This is a genomic window from Pseudorhodoplanes sp. (assembly GCF_050250235.1).
Taxonomy (GTDB): Bacteria; Pseudomonadota; Alphaproteobacteria; order Rhizobiales; family Xanthobacteraceae; genus Pseudorhodoplanes.
Genome location: NZ_JBFWPA010000022.1, coordinates 1 through 16,618, shown reverse-complemented (window position 1 = coordinate 16,618; position 16,618 = coordinate 1). Strand labels below are relative to the sequence as shown.

General features: G+C 62.3%; 15 protein-coding genes. 6 read left to right on the top strand and 9 right to left on the bottom strand.

Annotated elements, in window-relative coordinates:
• Position 1: 1 nt before the first annotated feature.
• The 6 genes from AB7F49_RS12320 to hutC all read right to left on the bottom strand — a co-directional run bounded on the left by AB7F49_RS12320 (position 2) and on the right by hutC (position 5,615).
• Positions 2 to 880 (bottom strand): branched-chain amino acid ABC transporter permease, encoded by an 879-nt coding sequence (locus tag AB7F49_RS12320; RefSeq protein ID WP_428522679.1) that lies wholly within the window; start codon positions 878 to 880, stop codon positions 2 to 4.
• Positions 873 to 1,691, bottom strand: coding sequence for an amidohydrolase family protein (locus AB7F49_RS12315; RefSeq protein ID WP_428522677.1), 819 nt, complete (start codon positions 1,689 to 1,691; stop codon positions 873 to 875). Before AB7F49_RS12315 ends, AB7F49_RS12320 begins: the two co-directional genes overlap by 8 nt.
• 117 nt (positions 1,692 to 1,808) lie before the next feature.
• Positions 1,809 to 2,774 (bottom strand): ABC transporter substrate-binding protein, encoded by a 966-nt coding sequence (locus AB7F49_RS12310; RefSeq protein WP_428522675.1) that lies wholly within the window; start codon positions 2,772 to 2,774, stop codon positions 1,809 to 1,811.
• The gene (locus AB7F49_RS12305; protein ID WP_428522673.1) at positions 2,771 to 3,745 is read right to left on the bottom strand and encodes an ornithine cyclodeaminase family protein; all 975 of its coding nucleotides are present in this window, start codon (positions 3,743 to 3,745) and stop codon (positions 2,771 to 2,773) included. The genes AB7F49_RS12310 and AB7F49_RS12305 overlap by 4 nt, the downstream gene beginning before the upstream one ends.
• Positions 3,746 to 3,759: 14 nt before the next feature.
• Positions 3,760 to 4,737: an isopenicillin N synthase family dioxygenase gene (locus tag AB7F49_RS12300; RefSeq protein ID WP_428522671.1), complete on the bottom strand. Its 978-nt coding sequence runs from the start codon at positions 4,735 to 4,737 to the stop codon at positions 3,760 to 3,762.
• A 125-nt stretch (positions 4,738 to 4,862) separates the two neighbouring features.
• Positions 4,863 to 5,615: a histidine utilization repressor gene (gene hutC, locus AB7F49_RS12295; RefSeq protein ID WP_428522669.1), complete on the bottom strand. Its 753-nt coding sequence runs from the start codon at positions 5,613 to 5,615 to the stop codon at positions 4,863 to 4,865.
• A gap of 301 nt (positions 5,616 to 5,916) precedes the next feature.
• On the opposite strand from hutC, the gene AB7F49_RS12290 reads away from it, so the two are divergent.
• The 6 genes from AB7F49_RS12290 to AB7F49_RS12265 are packed head-to-tail and all read left to right on the top strand — an operon-like array spanning position 5,917 to position 12,747.
• On the top strand, positions 5,917 to 7,059 hold the full coding sequence (locus tag AB7F49_RS12290) for a glycosyltransferase (RefSeq protein WP_428522667.1): 1,143 nt from the start codon (positions 5,917 to 5,919) through the stop codon (positions 7,057 to 7,059).
• Positions 7,059 to 7,943 (top strand): squalene synthase HpnC, encoded by an 885-nt coding sequence (hpnC, locus tag AB7F49_RS12285; RefSeq protein WP_428522665.1) that lies wholly within the window; start codon positions 7,059 to 7,061, stop codon positions 7,941 to 7,943. Before AB7F49_RS12290 ends, hpnC begins: the two co-directional genes overlap by 1 nt.
• A complete protein-coding gene (gene hpnD / locus AB7F49_RS12280; RefSeq protein WP_428522663.1) occupies positions 7,940 to 8,773 on the top strand; it encodes a presqualene diphosphate synthase HpnD in 834 nt (277 codons plus the stop codon). The genes hpnC and hpnD overlap by 4 nt, the downstream gene beginning before the upstream one ends.
• Positions 8,773 to 10,008, top strand: coding sequence for a hydroxysqualene dehydroxylase HpnE (gene hpnE, locus AB7F49_RS12275; RefSeq protein WP_428522661.1), 1,236 nt, complete (start codon positions 8,773 to 8,775; stop codon positions 10,006 to 10,008). Before hpnD ends, hpnE begins: the two co-directional genes overlap by 1 nt.
• Positions 10,005 to 11,972, top strand: a complete 1,968-nt coding sequence (gene shc, locus AB7F49_RS12270) for a squalene--hopene cyclase (RefSeq protein WP_428522659.1) — start codon at positions 10,005 to 10,007, stop codon at positions 11,970 to 11,972. Before hpnE ends, shc begins: the two co-directional genes overlap by 4 nt.
• Before the next feature lie 10 nt (positions 11,973 to 11,982).
• Complete coding sequence (locus AB7F49_RS12265) at positions 11,983 to 12,747, top strand: phosphorylase (RefSeq protein WP_428522657.1); 765 nt, start codon at positions 11,983 to 11,985, stop codon at positions 12,745 to 12,747.
• On the opposite strand, the gene hpnH is transcribed toward AB7F49_RS12265, so the two are convergent.
• The 3 genes from hpnH to dxs all read right to left on the bottom strand — a co-directional run.
• A complete protein-coding gene (gene hpnH / locus AB7F49_RS12260) occupies positions 12,688 to 13,848 on the bottom strand; it encodes an adenosyl-hopene transferase HpnH (protein ID WP_428522655.1) in 1,161 nt (386 codons plus the stop codon). The two genes, AB7F49_RS12265 and hpnH, sit on opposite strands and share 60 nt — an antisense overlap.
• 19 nt (positions 13,849 to 13,867) lie before the next feature.
• Positions 13,868 to 14,860, bottom strand: coding sequence for a 4-hydroxy-3-methylbut-2-enyl diphosphate reductase (gene ispH, locus AB7F49_RS12255; protein ID WP_428522653.1), 993 nt, complete (start codon positions 14,858 to 14,860; stop codon positions 13,868 to 13,870).
• A partial coding sequence (gene dxs / locus AB7F49_RS12250) for a 1-deoxy-D-xylulose-5-phosphate synthase (protein ID WP_428522651.1) occupies positions 14,829 to 16,618 on the bottom strand: 1,790 nt, incomplete at its 5' end. The genes ispH and dxs, both read right to left, overlap by 32 nt.

Here is a 16,618-nt window from a genome sequence, read left to right as displayed (position 1 = left end):
ATCAGACCCGCTCGGATCGAATGTTGCGGTCGCCGAACAGACCGGTCGGAAGCACGCAGATCAGCAGGATGATGAAAGCGAAGATGACGACCTCGGCAACAGACCCGCCGAAAACATGAATGGACACCGCTTCGGTCAGCCCGAGCAGCAGGCCGCCAAGGACGGCGCCCCAGATATTTCCCATGCCACCGATGATCATGGCCGCCACGCCTTTCAACGTCACCTCGTTGCCGATGAAGGGCGAAACCTGATGATAGTTGGTCGCAAAAATGACCCCGCCAAGTGCGGTGAAGATTCCGCTGATCAGAAACAGCATCGGCACAATCTGGTTCGCATTGATCCCGACCACCAGAGCGGTGTTGGGATTTTCCGCGATTGCCCTAAGGGACCGGCCAAGCTGGGTACGACGAAGGATGTAATGAAGCGTCAGAACCAGGATCGCGGTAATCAGCAGCGAACAGAGTTGCGGGATACTGACAACAAGCCCGGCAACGCGCAGGTTCGCATCGCCGAACGGCGTCGGAAACCGCTGGATATAAGCCCCGAAATAGACGATCACGAGATTCTCGAACAGCACCAGGAAACCGACCGAACTGATCAGAGGCACGTCGGGATGCGAGTTCTTGAGGCGGCGGTAGGTGAACCGTTCGACAACGAGCGACGCGACGCCGCCGGTCGCGATACCCAGCGCGACACCGACAAACCATGGTAGACCGCCCCAGACGATGAAGGCCCAGCTCATCATGCCGCCGAGCATGAAGATGGATGGAATGCTGAAATTCAGAAAGTTCAGAATGCCGATTGTCATCGTGAACGAAACGCCGACAAGGGCATAGATGCTTCCCAGCATGACGCCGTTGACGAGTTGCTGACTAAACATCGGCCTGCCGCATCTCGGGAAAGCCGTAGAGCGCTTGCGGATTCTGGACGAGAATGCGATGGCGCAACTCGGCATCCGGCACATAGCGGCCCAGCAGGTCTACAAGGTCGCCGTCGTCGGGCATGATCTTGCCGGCCTGGTACATCGGATGAGGCCAGTCGGTTCCCCATATCGTCCGGTCCGGTATCGCCTCCACAATCGCCCGCGCGAAGGGGACCATGTCGTCATAGGGCGGACCTTGCAGCGACAGGCGGTCGCCCATATCGATCTTGATCCAGAAACCGCTGGTCTTTGCGAGGTCGATCATCCATCGGAACGACCGCTGTTCGAGACCGCCGGAGATATCCACCCGCCCCATATGCTCGATCACGACGGGCACATCTGCCCGTTCGAACAGCGTACCGTATTCGATCAGTTCCTCGCCGCCCACATGCAGCGCAATGTGCCAGCCGAACGGCCTTATCGTCTCCACCACATGTTCAAAGACGGACAACGGCGGCGGTCCGCCCAGGAGCCGCACGAAATTGAACCTGACACCGCGAACACCCGCCGCGTTCATCTGCGCGATATCGTCCTCAGAAAACGTCTCATCGATCAATGCCACGCCCCGAAGCCGCCCTCCGCCCCGCGCGAGCGCATCGATCATCGCCTTGTTGTCGACGCCATGAACCGAGGCCTGGACAAGCACCGCGCGATCAAATCCGAGGAAATCCAGAAGGCGCCACAGATCCTCGAGCGGGGCGTCGGGAACGTCGTATTTGCGGTCGCGCATGTAAGGGAACCGCGCCTGCGGCCCGAAAACATGCACCATGGCATCGCAGGCGCCACGCGGCAGACTCAGCTTCGGTCTGCGAAGCTGAGTCCTGGGCGGAGGGCATGACGGAATCATGTTCGCTCGTTAATGACAGGAGCGCCGCTCCGATCGCCGTCAGCGAATGGTTTCGAACAACTTCCAGTTCCCGCCTTGAGCTTCGATGACATAGACGTTCTTGATCATGTCACCCTTCGGACCCATCGTGAGCGGGCCTTCCAGGCCCGGAAAATCCTTGAGCCCCGCGATCTGGTCGCGAACCGCCTTTCGTTCCGCGGCAAGCTTGGAGGGGTCGCCCGTCACGTTGGCGCGGCGCAATGCATCGGCATAGATGTAGACCACGTCGAAGCTCGCGGAATCGAACTGGCTCGGCGGCAGCACCTCCGGGAGCTTGCGCTCCTTGGCCAGGGCGAGGAAATCGGCGACGAACTTCTTGACGCGCGGGTTATCCAGCCCGCTGAAGAATGTGACGGTCGACAAGGTCCCGTCCCCGGCTTCGCCGACCCGGCCCGGAAATTCCGGCGTCGCAAAGACAGACCCACCGATGACACGGCCCTTGTGGCCAAGCCGGCGCAATTCGCGGACAAACTTGGCCGCCGATTCCGGCGGTGCTGAAAGTCCGACCGTGTCACTCGGATTGGCCATCAGCTGCGAAACCTGCGGGGCGAGGTCAAATGCATTGAAGGAAAAGCTGACCGACCCGTCGACTTTCAGCCCCGCCTCTTTCAGCAGCCTCGGAAAGGCCTCGGCGCCGAGCGACTTCGAGACGAAATCATCGGCGGCGTAGGCGACCGAAGCCGACTTACCCAGCATCTTGCGCTCGCCCATCATGTCAAGCAGACGCTTGACCTTGACCGACTCATCCATCGTGTTGCGGAACGCGTATTGGAAGCCGTCAGTCAGGCCAGGCGCGGATGACGCCGAGGACATCATGGCGATCCCCTCACGGTCACCGACCGGAAACGCGACCCGACATTCGCTCGACAGGAACGGCCCGATCACCGCCAGCGCCTTCTCGTCGCGAGCGAAGCGCCGGATGGCAACCACCGCCTGCTCCGGTTGCCCGGCGGTATCGAATTTCACGATCTTGAGCTTCTTGCCGTTGATGCGGCGACCAGATCCTCGGCGGCAAGCCCAAGCGATTTGAACAGGGTGATGTCGGTATCGGTGCGGCGGCCTTCGACACGTCCGAGCACCACCTCTCCGATCTCGCCCAGGACGTGAGCGGGCGAGATTTCTCCCGACGCCATCGCGCGCCGCAATTCGCCGCCCTGGACAAGCGCCGCTTCGCGAAAATCAACGAAAACGCGGGCGCGCTTCAGCGTCTCGGCATCGACCTCGGCCGTTTCCGGAACGCTCGACCCGACGAGGTTGAGGTGCGCGCCGAGGCTGATATCGGCACCGTTCAGCACCGGGGACTCAGCCGAGGTTGTTGTGCAGATGATGTCCGCATGGCGGACGCATGCGGCCGCCGTGGAGACGGATTCAACGGAAACGCCATGCTTTTCGCTCTCGCGCGCTGCGAATTTCTGTGCGCTCGCACTGGACCGGCCCCACACCCGGACCCGACGGATCGTCCTGACAGCGCACATCGCCGCGAGATGAACGCTCGCTTGCTGCCCGTAGCCGAGGATCGCAAGATCGCCGGCCTCGCGTCGCGCAAGAACATCGGTGGCAACCGCGCTGACCGCGGCGGTGCGGCGAGCGGTGATCTCGGTTGCGTCCATCAGTGCGACAAGCGAACCCCGCTCGGGCTCGAACAGAACCACAACACCCTGGTGGGAAGGTCGGCCGATCGCGAAGTTGCCGTGAAAAACGCTCACCACCTTGGCTCCGAAGCAGCGCGGATCGGCCAGCGCTCCGGGCATCAGACTGAGCGCACCGTCGTTGCCCGGCAATCCAATCACCTGCCGCAGAGGCTGGATCACGTCTCCCCGTGAGGTGGCGGCAAGTGCGGTCTTCATCAATTCGATGCAGGTGGGAAGCGGCAGGAGCTTTGCGATGTCGTTGCCAGAAAGCACGCGTACCTGGCCTTGAGTTACATTGCAGGTCATGGGCTCCGCAACGGTCACTTTTGACGGTACGAAAATGTCTTGTCGAACCGCGATCGGATGTGATCGCCGGCGACGACCGGTTCGTATTTGGGCGTCATGCCGGGCGGCAGACCCATCTCCCTCGGGTCCACGATGGTTGGGTAATCCGGATCGTAGAACACGGTCAGCGAATACCGGTCTCGCCCCGACTTGTTCACGACGCGGTGCGGGTTCGACTTGAAGCGGTCGTTGCTCCAGCGCTCGAGAAGGTCCCCGATATTGATGACCATGGTCCCCTCGATCGGCGTTGCATGCACCCAGTCGCCGCTGCGGCTCTTGACCTGCAGCCCGCCGTTCATGTCCTGCCAGAGCAGCGTGATTGCGCCGAAATCGGTATGTTCGCCGATACCGAACTGTTCCACGCCCGCGGAGGGTGACTGCGGGGGATAATGAATGATCTGCCCGCGCGCGAACGGTTTGCTGTATCGCTTGAGGAAGAATTCCGGATCGATACCGAGGCTGATCGCGATCGCGCGGAGGAGCCGGTCCCCGCATTCAAACGACGCCAGGAAGTAGTCGTAGAGAGCCGGCTGCAGCTGGGGGAAGAAGCTCGGCCAGTTATTCGGTCCGGGCAGCCCGTTGATCCGGATCACGTCCGGATCGTCCTCCGGAAGCTCCAGCCCCCAGCTGAATGTCTCCTTGGCGTCGATGCGTTTTCCCTGCGCGACATTGGCCCCCCCGATGGCGACGAAGCCGCGATGCCGCTTGCTTATTCCAAGCTGCGACTTTGTTTCGAGCGGCAGAGCGAAGAAAGCCTTCGCCGCCGTCAGCGCGCGATCATAGAGAATCTGGGAAACGCCGTGATTCTTCACATAGAAAAAGCCGATGTCGATCGCCGCACGGCGGATGTCGTCCGCAACGCGCTCGATCTGCGCCTGCGTTCCGTCAATCAGCGGAGCCATGTCGATGACCGGAATTTCGCTTCCGATATCTTTCGCCGCCGCATAGGCCATGAGCGCCCCCTGGGAAAAGCTCGAGATCAAGCGCGGATGCAATTGTCGCGCCTTATCTTCCATTTGTCTATACATATAACCGCGGTACGGCACGACACCGCGACACGCGGGGCTTGCGGAAGGCGCTAAACGCGTTCGGCTTGTGACGAGGGGCTGAATTCAGCGATCAGCTCATGCTGATCGCCAGGATAGAGCAGCCGCACGGCCGTAATGGGCGTGCTGCCCTGCCAGGTCATGCGTTCGACCAGAAGGCAGGCAGAGCCGCTCGCGATATCGAGTTGTCTGGCTTCGGCGGCGGAGGCGCAGACGGCCCGGATGCTGTGCTTGCCGAAGCTCCATGGCGCTTCATTGAACAGCCATTTCCCCGGAGAGATCAGGTTGAAATCGACACTTCGGATATCCGGGACCGCAGACAGGTTCACCAGCCGGTCCTCGGCCACGTGCGGGCGTCCGGCCGCGAAATGAAGCCCCTTGACGGCAAGGATCTGCTGGCCCGACCGCACGCCGATCCGCGCGCGATCCGCGCTGGTGGCACGCCTGACGGCACGCGACAGCAAGAGATAGCGATAGTGCCGGCCGGACTTCAGGACATCGGCCTCGATATCGTGAATTTCACCGACCGATTTCTGGGCATTCAGTGTCGCGACGAAACTTCCGGAGCGTCGGCGGCGCACGATCAGGCCGGCGGAAGCCAGCGCGCTAAGCGCGCGATTGACGGTCATGCGCGCGCAGCCATATTCCTCGACCAGCTCGCGCTCCGACGGAACCCGGCGTCCGGCCGGCCACGCACCGGAGAGAATCGCTTCTTCGAAACGCCGGCGGATTTCTTCGTAACGCGGCAGCGAAGACTTTGCTCGCTGGGTATCCCGACTGGCCACGTGCGTCTCGAGTATCCTTTGCAAATCTCAATGCACTATGCGCACAGGCGATCTAGCACAGGATTTCCCGTCGTCACACCGGAAATGGAGTCGCTCGGCGCGGGCCGTCCCTGACGCGCATTCGCAATGTCCGGACTTGCCGACCGGACGCCTCCGGGCGCCAACGCCACCTGTCGTCGCCTCGACCAGCGACGTATGCAGGAACCGCTGGAATCGTGGCGGCAGTTTCCTCATTTTCTGCCATAAAGCCCAGCGGTTGCAACATCCGCAGGATTCGGGAAATAACAGGGTTGACGCCTCCATGATACTTGCGGCGACGATTTCCAGCCTTGCAATCTGGGTTTACTGCCTGCTGTTTCGCGGCGGCTATTGGCGCTCGAGCGTTCGAGACGACGGCGTTTCGACGACGCGCTCCCCGCTACCCAGGATCGTCGCGATCGTACCGGCGCGCAACGAGGCAGCCAGTATCCAAATGAGTTTGCGATCGTTGCTGGACCAGGATTATCCCGGAGCGTTTTCCATCGTCATGGTCGACGACAACAGCGATGACGGCACCGCAGAGATTGCCGAACGCCTTCGCCGCTCAACAAATTCGTCCGTGCCTGTCGCGCTGATTCGAGGGAAGCCTTTGCCGCCGGGGTGGACCGGCAAGTTGTGGGCGCTCCACCAAGGCGTGGCCCATGCCAATGCCGAGATGCCGGAATACCTTCTGCTGACCGATGCCGACATCGTCTACGATCGCGACGTGCTTTCCTGGCTGGTGTCGCACGCTGCCGCAAGCGGCTCCGTTCTTACATCCCTGATGGTCAAGCTGCGTTGCGAATCGCCCGCCGAGCGCGCCTTCGTTCCGGCTTTCGTCTACTTCTTCCAGATGCTGTATCCGTTTTCCTGGGTCAACAATCCCCGCAGGTCCACTGCCGCAGCGGCGGGCGGCTGCATGCTGATCAAAGCCGATACCCTCGCACGGGCCGGTGGGATCGCCGTCATACGCGACGCGCTAATCGACGACTGCTCGCTCGCCAAAGAAATGAAGGCACGGGGCCCAATCTGGCTTGGACTGACGCAACGCGTCCACAGCATCCGCATTTCGGAAGCCATCTCCGACATTCACGCCATGGTGTCGAGGTCGGCCTATGCCCAGCTTCAATATTCGCCGCTCCTTCTGATCCTGACGCTGGCGGGTATGGCACTCACCTACTGGACGCCGGTTTTGGTCGTTTTTTTCGGGGGAACAACTGAAAGACTGCTTGGGCTCGCCACTTGGGCAATCATGACGGTCACTTTTTGGCCAACCTTGCGGCTCTACGGTTCGTCACCGTTTTGGGCACCGGCCTTGCCGGCCATTGCGACCGGCTATATGGCATTCACGCTGAGTTCAGCATTTCAGCACATGTTCGGAAGAGGTGGCCGCTGGAAGGGCCGCTACCAGGCCAAAAAAGCGTGATGGAACAGTCGGCAGCCTTTCGTTCTGGCAAAGGACATCGCGACGAGAACTTTCCGGTCGCTTCGCGCCTGGTAAGTGCCAAACACCGCGCAATCATCATGGCCTTCTACGATTTCGCGCGCACCGCGGATGACATTGCGGATCATCCCTCCCTGCCGCGCGAAGACAAGCTGCACCAGCTCGACCGCATGCGCGCATCTCTGACGGGCGAGACATCGGATGATACGGTCTCGGTTCGCCTGCGCGAGTGCCTCGAAACCCGCTCGCTCGGGCCACGGCACGCGCTCGATCTGCTGATCGCCTTCCGCCGCGATGTTACGAAGAACCGATATGCGGACTGGGACGAACTGATCGACTATTGCAGCTATTCCGCAATGCCCGTGGGCCGCTTTGTGCTCGACGTGCATGGCGAGAATGCATCGACCTGGCCCGCGTCCGACACGCTATGCGCCGCGTTGCAGATCATCAATCACTTGCAGGATTGCGGCAAGGACTACCGCGATCTGGATCGGGTCTATATTCCGCAGGACGCGCTGATCGCGGCGGGGACGGCGACAGACGCACTCGGCGGACACACCTCGTCACCTGCGTTGCTGGATTGTCTCCACCGGCTGGCGGGGCGCACGGAGCAATGCCTGGCGTCGCAAGCATCCTTGTCGCGATGCATTGCTGACCTTCGGCTGGCGTGCGAAGTAGCCGCGATCGAAGCTCTCGCGTACCGGCTGCTTTCGATCATCCAGCAACGCGATCCCCTCCGGGACAAGGTTCACCTGGGTCGCGGCACGTTGATCGGAGTGCTTGTCGCCGCGGTGAGCCGCACACTGGGACGCAGAATGATTTCGCCGTGGTCATCGCACAAGAGGCCGCAGGATGTGAGATCATGACGATGGTCGAAACCTCCGGGGAGGACCCCGCGGCGCCTGCAAAAGGCAGTTCATTTTATCTCGCCATGCGCATCCTGCCGCGCGCCAAGCGCGAGGCGATGTTCGAAATCTACAAATTCTGCCGCCAGGTCGACGACATCGCCGATACCGAGGGACCGCGCGATGCCCGCCTCGCCGCGCTCGACTCCTGGCGCGCCGATGTCGAGGCACTCTATGCCGGGCAGCCGGCCGGACGCATGAGCGGCTTCATCGAGCCGCTGCAACAATTCAGGATGCGCAAGAATGACTTCCTTGCGGTCATCGACGGCATGGAGATGGACGTCGTCTCCGACATCCGCGCACCCGACCTCTCGACCCTCGATCTCTATTGCGACCGGGTCGCCAGCGCGGTCGGACGGCTCTCCGTCAAGGTGTTCGGAGTGCCGGAGGCCGACGGCATCGCGCTCTCGCATCATCTGGGCCGCGCGCTGCAACTCACCAATATCCTGCGCGATATCGACGAGGATGCCGGCATCGGTCGGCTCTATCTCCCGCGTGAATATCTCGACGCGGTCGGCGTCGCCATCAGGGATCCGAAGGACGCGATAGAGACCGACCTGACCCCGGCCTGCGCGCCGCTGGTTGCGGCCGCGCGCGAGCATTTCGGCAAGGCGCGCGCGATCATGGATCGACAGCCGCGTACGGCCGTCAGAGCGCCCCGCATCATGGCCGAAGCCTATGCCCCGATGCTGGACGCGCTCGAACGGCGTGGATTCGCGCCGCCGCGCGAGCGGGTGCGCATCAACCGCGCGCATCTCATTCTGGCGATCCTGCGCTACGCTTTCATCTGATGCCGCGACATGTTCACATCATCGGCGCAGGTCTTGCCGGCCTTTCCGCCGCCGTTCGACTGACGAAGGCCGGCATTGGCGTGAGCGTGCATGAAGCGACGCGCCAGGCCGGGGGCCGCTGCCGCTCCTATGACGACGCCGCGACCGGAATGCATATCGACAACGGCACGCATCTGCTGCTGTCGGGCAACCATTGCGCGGTGGATTATCTCAAGGCGATCGGCATCGCACCCGATTTCGCGCCGGCGGATTTCCGCTTTGTTGACGGCGCCAATGGGGAAAGCTGGATACTCCGGCTGGGTGACGGCAACCTGCCGACCTGGATCTTCGATGCCGGCAGCCGTGTTCCGCGAACGGCGCTGCTCGATTACCTGAAGCTCCTGCCGCTTCTCATTGGCGGCGCGGACCGCCCGCTGCGGGAGGTTATCGACCGCGACAGCGAACTCTATCGCCGGCTGCTCGATCCGCTGATGGTTGCCGCGCTCAACATTGATACGCCGAGCGGCTCATCAAAACTCGCTGCGCAGATCGCGCGCGAGACGTTGCTGCGCGGAGGGCGCGCCTGCCGGCCGCTGGTGTTCGAGCAGGGCCTGAGTACGGCCTTTGTCGATCCGGCGCTGGCCTGGCTCACGGAGCGGGGCGCGGTCATACGATTCGAGCATGAACTCGAAGCGTTGTCGGTAGCAGACCAGAAGGTGAGCGCAATCCGCTTCAGGGACGGTGAAATCGCTGTTGCGCCCGATGACGCCGTCGTGCTCGCGGTCCCGGCTTATGCGGCAGCGACGCTGGTTCCTGGCCTGACGGCACCGGATCAGTTCCGGGCCATCATCAATATTCACTACGACTTTGCGCCGCCCACCGGCTCGCCGTTCATGACCGGGGTGATCAACCGCAATGTCGAGTGGATTTTTGCGTTCAGGCACCGTATCTCCGCCACCATCAGCCATGCCGATCGCCTGCTGACGCTGCCGCGGCAGGAGCTTGCCGAGACGGTCTGGAGGGAGATTTCGGACATACTGGAGATGGACGCGCCGCTTCCAAAATGGCAATTGGTGCGCGAGCGGCGTGCAACATTCGCCGCAACGCCCGAGCAGAATGCGCGCCGGCCCGGCCCCAGGACACGCTGGCCCAACCTTTTTCTGGCGGGCGACTGGACCGATACCGGGCTGCCCGCAACGATCGAGAGCGCCATCCGCTCCGGCCGGCGTGCCGCAGAAATGATACCCTCGGGATGATGCATATTATCAACGATCCGGCGACGCCGCTCTCCCGCGACCGTCTCGAAAGCTCCGTGACCCATGCGTCCGACGCGTTGCTGAAGATGCAGCAGCCCGACGGGCACTGGGTATTCGAACTCGAAGCCGACGCCACCATCCCCGCGGAATACGTGCTGCTGCGGCATTATCTCGGCGAGCCGGTCGACGCGGAGCTGGAGCGCAAGATTGCGGTCTATCTGCGCCGAATCCAGGGCCGGCATGATGGCTGGCCCCTGTTCCATGAGGGCGCGTTCGACATGAGCGCCAGCGTGAAGGCCTATTTCGCGCTGAAGATGATCGGCGATCCGCCGGATGCCGATCACATGCGGCGTGCCCGCGAGGCCATCCGCGCGCGCGGCGGCGCATCGCGCAGCAATGTGTTTACCCGTGCCTTGCTTGCGCTTTACGGGGTGGTGAGCTGGCACGCGGTGCCGGTGATGCCGGTCGAGATCATGCTGCTGCCGCGCTGGTTTCCGTTTCACCTGACCAAGGTGTCGTACTGGGCGCGCACGGTGATCGTACCGCTGCTGGTTCTCGGCGCGCTGAAGCCGCTGGCGCGCAATGGCAAGGGCGTCACCATCGACGAACTGTTCCTCGAGGACCCGAAATCGGTTGGTGGGGTGAAGAAGGCGCCGCACCAGAAATGGTCTTGGTTCCTGTTCTTCCGGGGCGTCGACGTCGTGCTGCGCGCGACCGAGCCGCTGTTTCCGAAGACCACGCGCAAGCGCGCGATCGATGCTGCATTCGGCTTCGTCAAGGAGCGGCTGAACGGGGAGGACGGGCTCGGCGCAATCTATCCGGCGATGGCCAACAGCGTGATGATGTATGACACGCTGGGCTATCCGGAGGATGATCCGGATCGGGCCATCGCACGACGATCAATCGACAGGCTGCTGGTCATCAAGGACGACGAAGCTTATTGCCAGCCCTGCGTCTCGCCGGTCTGGGACACCGCGCTGGCCGCCCATGCCATGATGGAAGCCGGCAGCGATCCGGCGAAGACGGCGGCGAAGGCGGGCCTCGACTGGCTGATCCCGCTGCAGGTGCTGGACGTGAAGGGCGACTGGGCCGAGCAGCGCCCTGACGTGCGGCCGGGTGGTTGGGCGTTTCAGTACAACAATGCGCATTATCCCGATCTCGACGACACCGCGGTGGTCGCGATGGCGATGGATCGCGCGCAGGCCAGCGACAGCACGAGCAGCTTCGATCCCGCGATCGCGCGCGCCCGCGAATGGGTGCTTGGCCTGCAGAGCAAGAACGGCGGCTGGGCGGCCTTCGACGCCGACAACACCTACGGCTATCTCAACAACATCCCGTTCTCCGATCACGGCGCATTGCTTGATCCGCCGACGGAAGATGTCACCGCGCGATGCATCTCGATGCTGGCGCAACTTCCGCCCGATGAAGCCGGCCGGCAGGCGATCGCGCGCGGCATCGGCTATCTGCGCAAGACGCAGCTTTCCGACGGCTCCTGGTATGGCCGATGGGGCCTGAACTACATCTACGGAACCTGGTCCTGCCTGTGCGCGCTCAATGCTGCAGGGCTCGGCGCCGACGACGACACGGTCGCGCGCGCCGCCGACTGGCTGCTCAGCATCCAGAATGACGATGGCGGCTGGGGTGAGGACGGCGCGAGCTACAAGCTCGACTACAAGGGCTACGAGCCGGCGCCCAGCACGGCTTCGCAGACCGCATGGGCATTGCTTGGGCTGATGGCAGCCGGCAAGGTCGAGCACCCGCAGGTGCAGCGCGGAGTCAGATATCTGCTCGCACATCAAAACGGCGACGGTCTGTGGGACGAGGAGCGCTTCACCGCTACCGGCTTTCCGCGGGTGTTCTACCTGCGCTATCACGGCTACCGGAAATTCTTCCCGCTTTGGGCGGTAGCGCGGTATCGCAATCTGACCGCAGCGAACGACCGCCGCGTCGCATTCGGCATGTGATGCTGCGCGCATGACCGCTGAAAAATCCCTGATCCTTGTGGTCACCGGACTTCAGCGCGAGGCGGATATTGCGTCGGGCCAGGGGGTGACGACGCTGTGCAGCGGCGGCAGACCGGTCCTGTTGAGAGAACGCCTCATGAATCTGCATCCCGCTCGTCTCCACGAAGGCAGGGACCCAGCGCAAAAAGACTGGCTTCCCGCTTTCGCAGGAATGAGCGGTGGAAGGATTGGAGGCATCCTCAGCTTCGGCCTCGCGGGCGGCCTCGCGCCGGGTCTGAAACCGGGCGATATCGTGCTGGCGACCCATGTCAGAGCAGGCGATGCCCACCACGACGTAACCCTCGACTGGCACGACGCGATGGCTTCCAAACTCGAAGGCGCAGTGCGGCTCCATCGCGGCCTGATTGCCGGCATGGATCGGGTGCTGACCAAATCCGCCGACAAGGTCGCGCTGCATTCGATCAGCAATGCGCTCGCCGTCGACATGGAGTCGCATATCGCGGCGGCTTTCGCCCGCGAGCATGGTCTTCCTTTCGCTTCGTTGCGCGCGATCAGCGATCCGGCGACGCGCTGCCTGCCGGGTCTGGCGAGCGATGCGCTGACCCCCGACGGCAATGTGGCGCCGTCGAAAGTGATCGGGGGATTGCTGCGCCGGCCCGGTCAATTACCGGCGCTGATCGCGGCCGGCATCGATTCGGAGCGCGCGTTCGCGTCGTTACGCCGCTGTCGCCGTCTTCTTGGCCCGCTCTTCGGCTTCCGCGGCGCGGATCTCTGACAGCTTCATCTGTACCTGCGACGAGAACACGTATTGCGCCGGCCGCTGGTGATCCATCGCTATTTCCGGCGCCATAGGCCCCGAGGTGCGGATGCCGCGCAGCGATACCCACAGCGCCTTCAGCGGATTGCTGATGGCGGCATGCGCCGCGGTCGGCTCGTAACCGCAATGCGCCATGCAGTCGGCGCACTTTTCATACTTCCCGGTGCCGTAGGAATCCCAGTCGGTGGTTTCCATCAGTTCCTTGAAGGTTGTGGCGTAGCCTTCGCCGAGCAGGTAGCAGGGCTTCTGCCAGCCGAAAATGTTGCGCGCCGGCATCCCCCAAGGGGTGCAGCCAAATTCCTGATTGCCGGCGAGGAAGTCGAGAAAGATGCTGGAGTGCATGAACTTCCAGCCCTTGCCCCTCCCGCGCTCTTTCCCGAGCGCGAACACTTTGCGGAACAGCTCCTTGGTTTTCCTGCGATTGAGGAAGTGTTCCTGGTCCGGCGCGCGCTCATAGGCATAGCCCGGCGAGATCGAAACTCCGACATTCATGCTCTTGGCATAGTCGAGGAATGCCGCGATGTCCTCGGCGGAATGGCCGTCGAAGATCGTAGCGTTGACGTTGACCGCGAAGCCCTTGTCCTGCGCCGCCTTGATCGCCTTCACCGCCTTGTCGAACACGCCCTTCTGCGACACCGCCTTGTCGTGGTGGTCGCGCAGCCCGTCGAGATGCACAGAGAAGAACAGGTAGGGCGACGGCGTGAACAGATGAAGCTTCTTCTCGAGAAGCAACGCATTGGTGCACAGCGACACGAATTTCTTGCGTGCCACCAACCCCGCAACGATCTCGCCGATCTCCCTGTGGATGAGCGGTTCGCCGCCCGGAATCGCGACCATCGGAGCGCCGCATTCGTCGGCAGCATCGAGGCATTCCTGTGCGGTCATGCGGCGGTTGAGGATCGCATCCGGATAATCGATCTTGCCGCAGCCGACGCAGGCGAGGTTGCATCGAAACAGCGGCTCCAGCATCAGCACCAGCGGATAGCGCTTGCGGCCGAGCAGCTTCTGCTTGAGCAGGTAAGCGCCGATCCGGAATTCTTTGTGGAATGGAATGGTCATGAACCGATGTACCGCGGGGCTACGCCGACGCCAGAGCGCTCGGCAGACGGAATGTGATATTCTCTTCGCGCCCCGGCAGGGTCACCACCTCGACAGGCCGCAAGCGATTAAGGGTGCGGATTACGTCGTCCACCAGAACCTCGGGCGCGGAAGCTCCCGCAGTAATTCCGACAATACCCACACCATCGAGCCACGCCGGATCGAGCTCCGACCCGTCGGCGATCAGATAGCTCGGAATTCCAAGTTCGGCCCCGATCTCGCGCAAGCGGTTGGAATTCGAACTGTTGGTCGCGCCCACGACCAGGATGAGATCTGCCACTTTGCATAGGTCCCGGACGGCGCTCTGACGGTTCTGGGTCGCGTAGCAGATATCGCGGATATCGGGACCTCGAATGTCGGTGAAACGACGCGTGAGCGCGCCAATGATATCGCGGGTGTCGTCGACGCTCAGCGTCGTCTGGGTCACGTAGGCAACGGGCGCATCGGTCGGAAGATCGAGCTTTTCGACGTCCGCGACGGTCTGAACCAGCACGACCGTGCCCGGGATTTGCCCCATCGTCCCTTCGACTTCCGGATGTCCGGCGTGTCCGATCAGGATCACGGTTCGTCCCTGATCGACATATCGATTGCCCTGATTGTGAACTTTCGTGACCAAAGGGCAGGTCGCATCGATAACCGGAAGGTTCCGTTCCTCGGCCTCGCGTTCGACTTCCTTCGAAACACCATGCGCGCTGAAGATGGCAACAGCTCCATCCGGAATCTCGGAAACGTTCTCGACAAAGCGAGCGCCTTTCGCCTTCAGCGCTTCGACCACATATTTGTTGTGAACGATTTCATGTCGGACATAGACCGGCGGACCGTATTTCTTCAGAGCGCGCTCGACGATATCGATCGCCCTGACGACGCCGGCACAAAATCCCCTCGGCTGCGCAAGAAAAACCTTGAGCGTACGGGCATCCGCGTCGATGACTTGATCGGATTTAAGCAAGCTGCACCATGCTTTTCTTGACATCCTTTCCGAGGGTCGCGAAGGCCTTGGTGAAAATCCCGTTCGCATCGAGCCCGGCTTTTGCGTACATGGCAGCCGGGGTGTCATGATCGATGAAGATATCCGGCAGGACCATCGAACGAACTTTCAGACCGCGGCCGAGGCGATCGTGCTCCGCCAGGGTTTGGAGGACATGCGATCCGAAACCTCCGATGCTCCCTTCCTCGACCGTCAGCAGCACTTCATGATTTTTCGCCAGCCGCATCAATAGCTCGATATCGAGCGGCTTGGCAAAGCGCGCATCGGCAACCGTCGCGGTCAGTCCATGAGCCGCGAGCATGTCGGCGGCCTTCATGCATTCGGCGAGTCGGGTGCCGTATGACAAGAGCGCAATCGCATTGCCTTCCCGCAGGATGCGGCCTTTTCCGATCTCCAGGGGAATCCCGGCATCCGGCAGATCGACACCAACGCCGTCCCCCCGCGGGTACCGCAACGCGGATGGCCTGTCATCGATGCTTACGGAGGTCGCAACCATATGAACGAGTTCGGCCTCGTCGGCGGCCGCCATCATCACAAAATGCGGCAGGCACCCAAGATAAGCCACATCGAACGATCCCGCATGCGTCGGACCGTCTGCGCCGACGAGGCCGGCGCGATCCAGAACAAACCGCACCGGAAGCCGCTGGATGGCCACATCGTGGACGACCTGATCATAGGCGCGCTGCAGGAATGTCGAGTAGATCGCCACAAAGGGCTTGAAACCTTCGGTTGCGAGCCCGGCTGCAAAGGTCACGGCATGCTGCTCGGCAATGCCGACATCGAAGGTCCGTTCCGGAAAGGCCTTGCCGAAGATGTCGACCCCGGTGCCCGACGGCATGGCAGCGGTGATAGCGACGACTCGATCGTCCTTTTGCGCCTCTTTGACAAGGCTATCGCCGAACACCTTGGTGTAGGAAGGCGCGTTGGCCTTGACCTTGGATTGGCGGCCCGTCGCTACATCGAATTTGACCACGCCGTGATACTTGTCCGGCGACGCTTCGGCCGGAGCGTAGCCCTTGCCTTTCTGGGTCACGACGTGAACCAGAATTGGACCGATATTGGCGTCCCGCACATTGCGCAGAACAGGCAGAAGATGATCGAGATTATGCCCGTCGATCGGGCCGACATAATAGAAGCCGAGTTCTTCGAACAGCGTTCCGCCGGTCACCATCCCGCGCGCATATTCCTCAGCACGCGCCGCCTGATCCTTCATGAATCGGGGCAAGTGACTCGCGAACTGCTTGCCGATTTCCCGCAGCGAGAGATAGGTCTTCCCGGAAATCAGTCGCGCGAGATACGCCGACATCGCGCCGACCGGAGGCGCAATCGACATCGCGTTGTCATTCAGGACGACGATGAGCCGCGAATCCATCGCACCGGCATTGTTCATGGCCTCATAGGCCATGCCGGCCGACATCGCACCGTCGCCAATGACCGCGACCACATTGTGGGCAAGGCCCGACAGATCGCGAGCCACCGCCATTCCCACGCCGGCAGAAATGGACGTGGAGGAGTGGGCCGCGCCGAAGCAATCGTATTGGCTCTCCGCCCGCTTGGTGAAGCCGGACAATCCGCCCCCCTGTCGGAGGGTGCGGATGCGACCGCGGCGGCCGGTCAATATCTTGTGCGGATAAGCCTGGTGCCCGACATCCCAGATCAGCCGATCGGTCGGCGTATCGAAGTCTGCATGTAGCGCGACGGTGAGTTCAACCACCCCAAGGCCGGCACCGAGATGGCCGCCGG

Bases quoted from the DNA above. Each gene is read 5' to 3' on its own strand.
- AB7F49_RS12320 (WP_428522679.1), bottom strand. From the start codon at position 880: ATGTTTAGTCAGCAACTCGTCAACGGCGTCATGCTGGGAAGCATCTAT.
- AB7F49_RS12315 (WP_428522677.1), bottom strand. From the start codon at position 1,691: ATGGTGCATGTTTTCGGGCCGCAGGCGCGGTTCCCTTACATGCGCGAC.
- AB7F49_RS12305 (WP_428522673.1), bottom strand. From the start codon at position 3,745: ATGACCTGCAATGTAACTCAAGGCCAGGTACGCGTGCTTTCTGGCAAC.
- AB7F49_RS12300 (WP_428522671.1), bottom strand. From the start codon at position 4,737: ATGGCCTATGCGGCGGCGAAAGATATCGGAAGCGAAATTCCGGTCATC.
- AB7F49_RS12290 (WP_428522667.1), top strand. From the start codon at position 5,917: ATGATACTTGCGGCGACGATTTCCAGCCTTGCAATCTGGGTTTACTGC.
- hpnC (WP_428522665.1), top strand. From the start codon at position 7,059: ATGGAACAGTCGGCAGCCTTTCGTTCTGGCAAAGGACATCGCGACGAG.
- hpnD (WP_428522663.1), top strand. From the start codon at position 7,940: ATGACGATGGTCGAAACCTCCGGGGAGGACCCCGCGGCGCCTGCAAAA.
- hpnE (WP_428522661.1), top strand. From the start codon at position 8,773: ATGCCGCGACATGTTCACATCATCGGCGCAGGTCTTGCCGGCCTTTCC.
- shc (WP_428522659.1), top strand. From the start codon at position 10,005: ATGATGCATATTATCAACGATCCGGCGACGCCGCTCTCCCGCGACCGT.
- AB7F49_RS12265 (WP_428522657.1), top strand. From the start codon at position 11,983: ATGACCGCTGAAAAATCCCTGATCCTTGTGGTCACCGGACTTCAGCGC.
- hpnH (WP_428522655.1), bottom strand. From the start codon at position 13,848: ATGACCATTCCATTCCACAAAGAATTCCGGATCGGCGCTTACCTGCTC.
- ispH (WP_428522653.1), bottom strand. From the start codon at position 14,860: ATGTCAAGAAAAGCATGGTGCAGCTTGCTTAAATCCGATCAAGTCATC.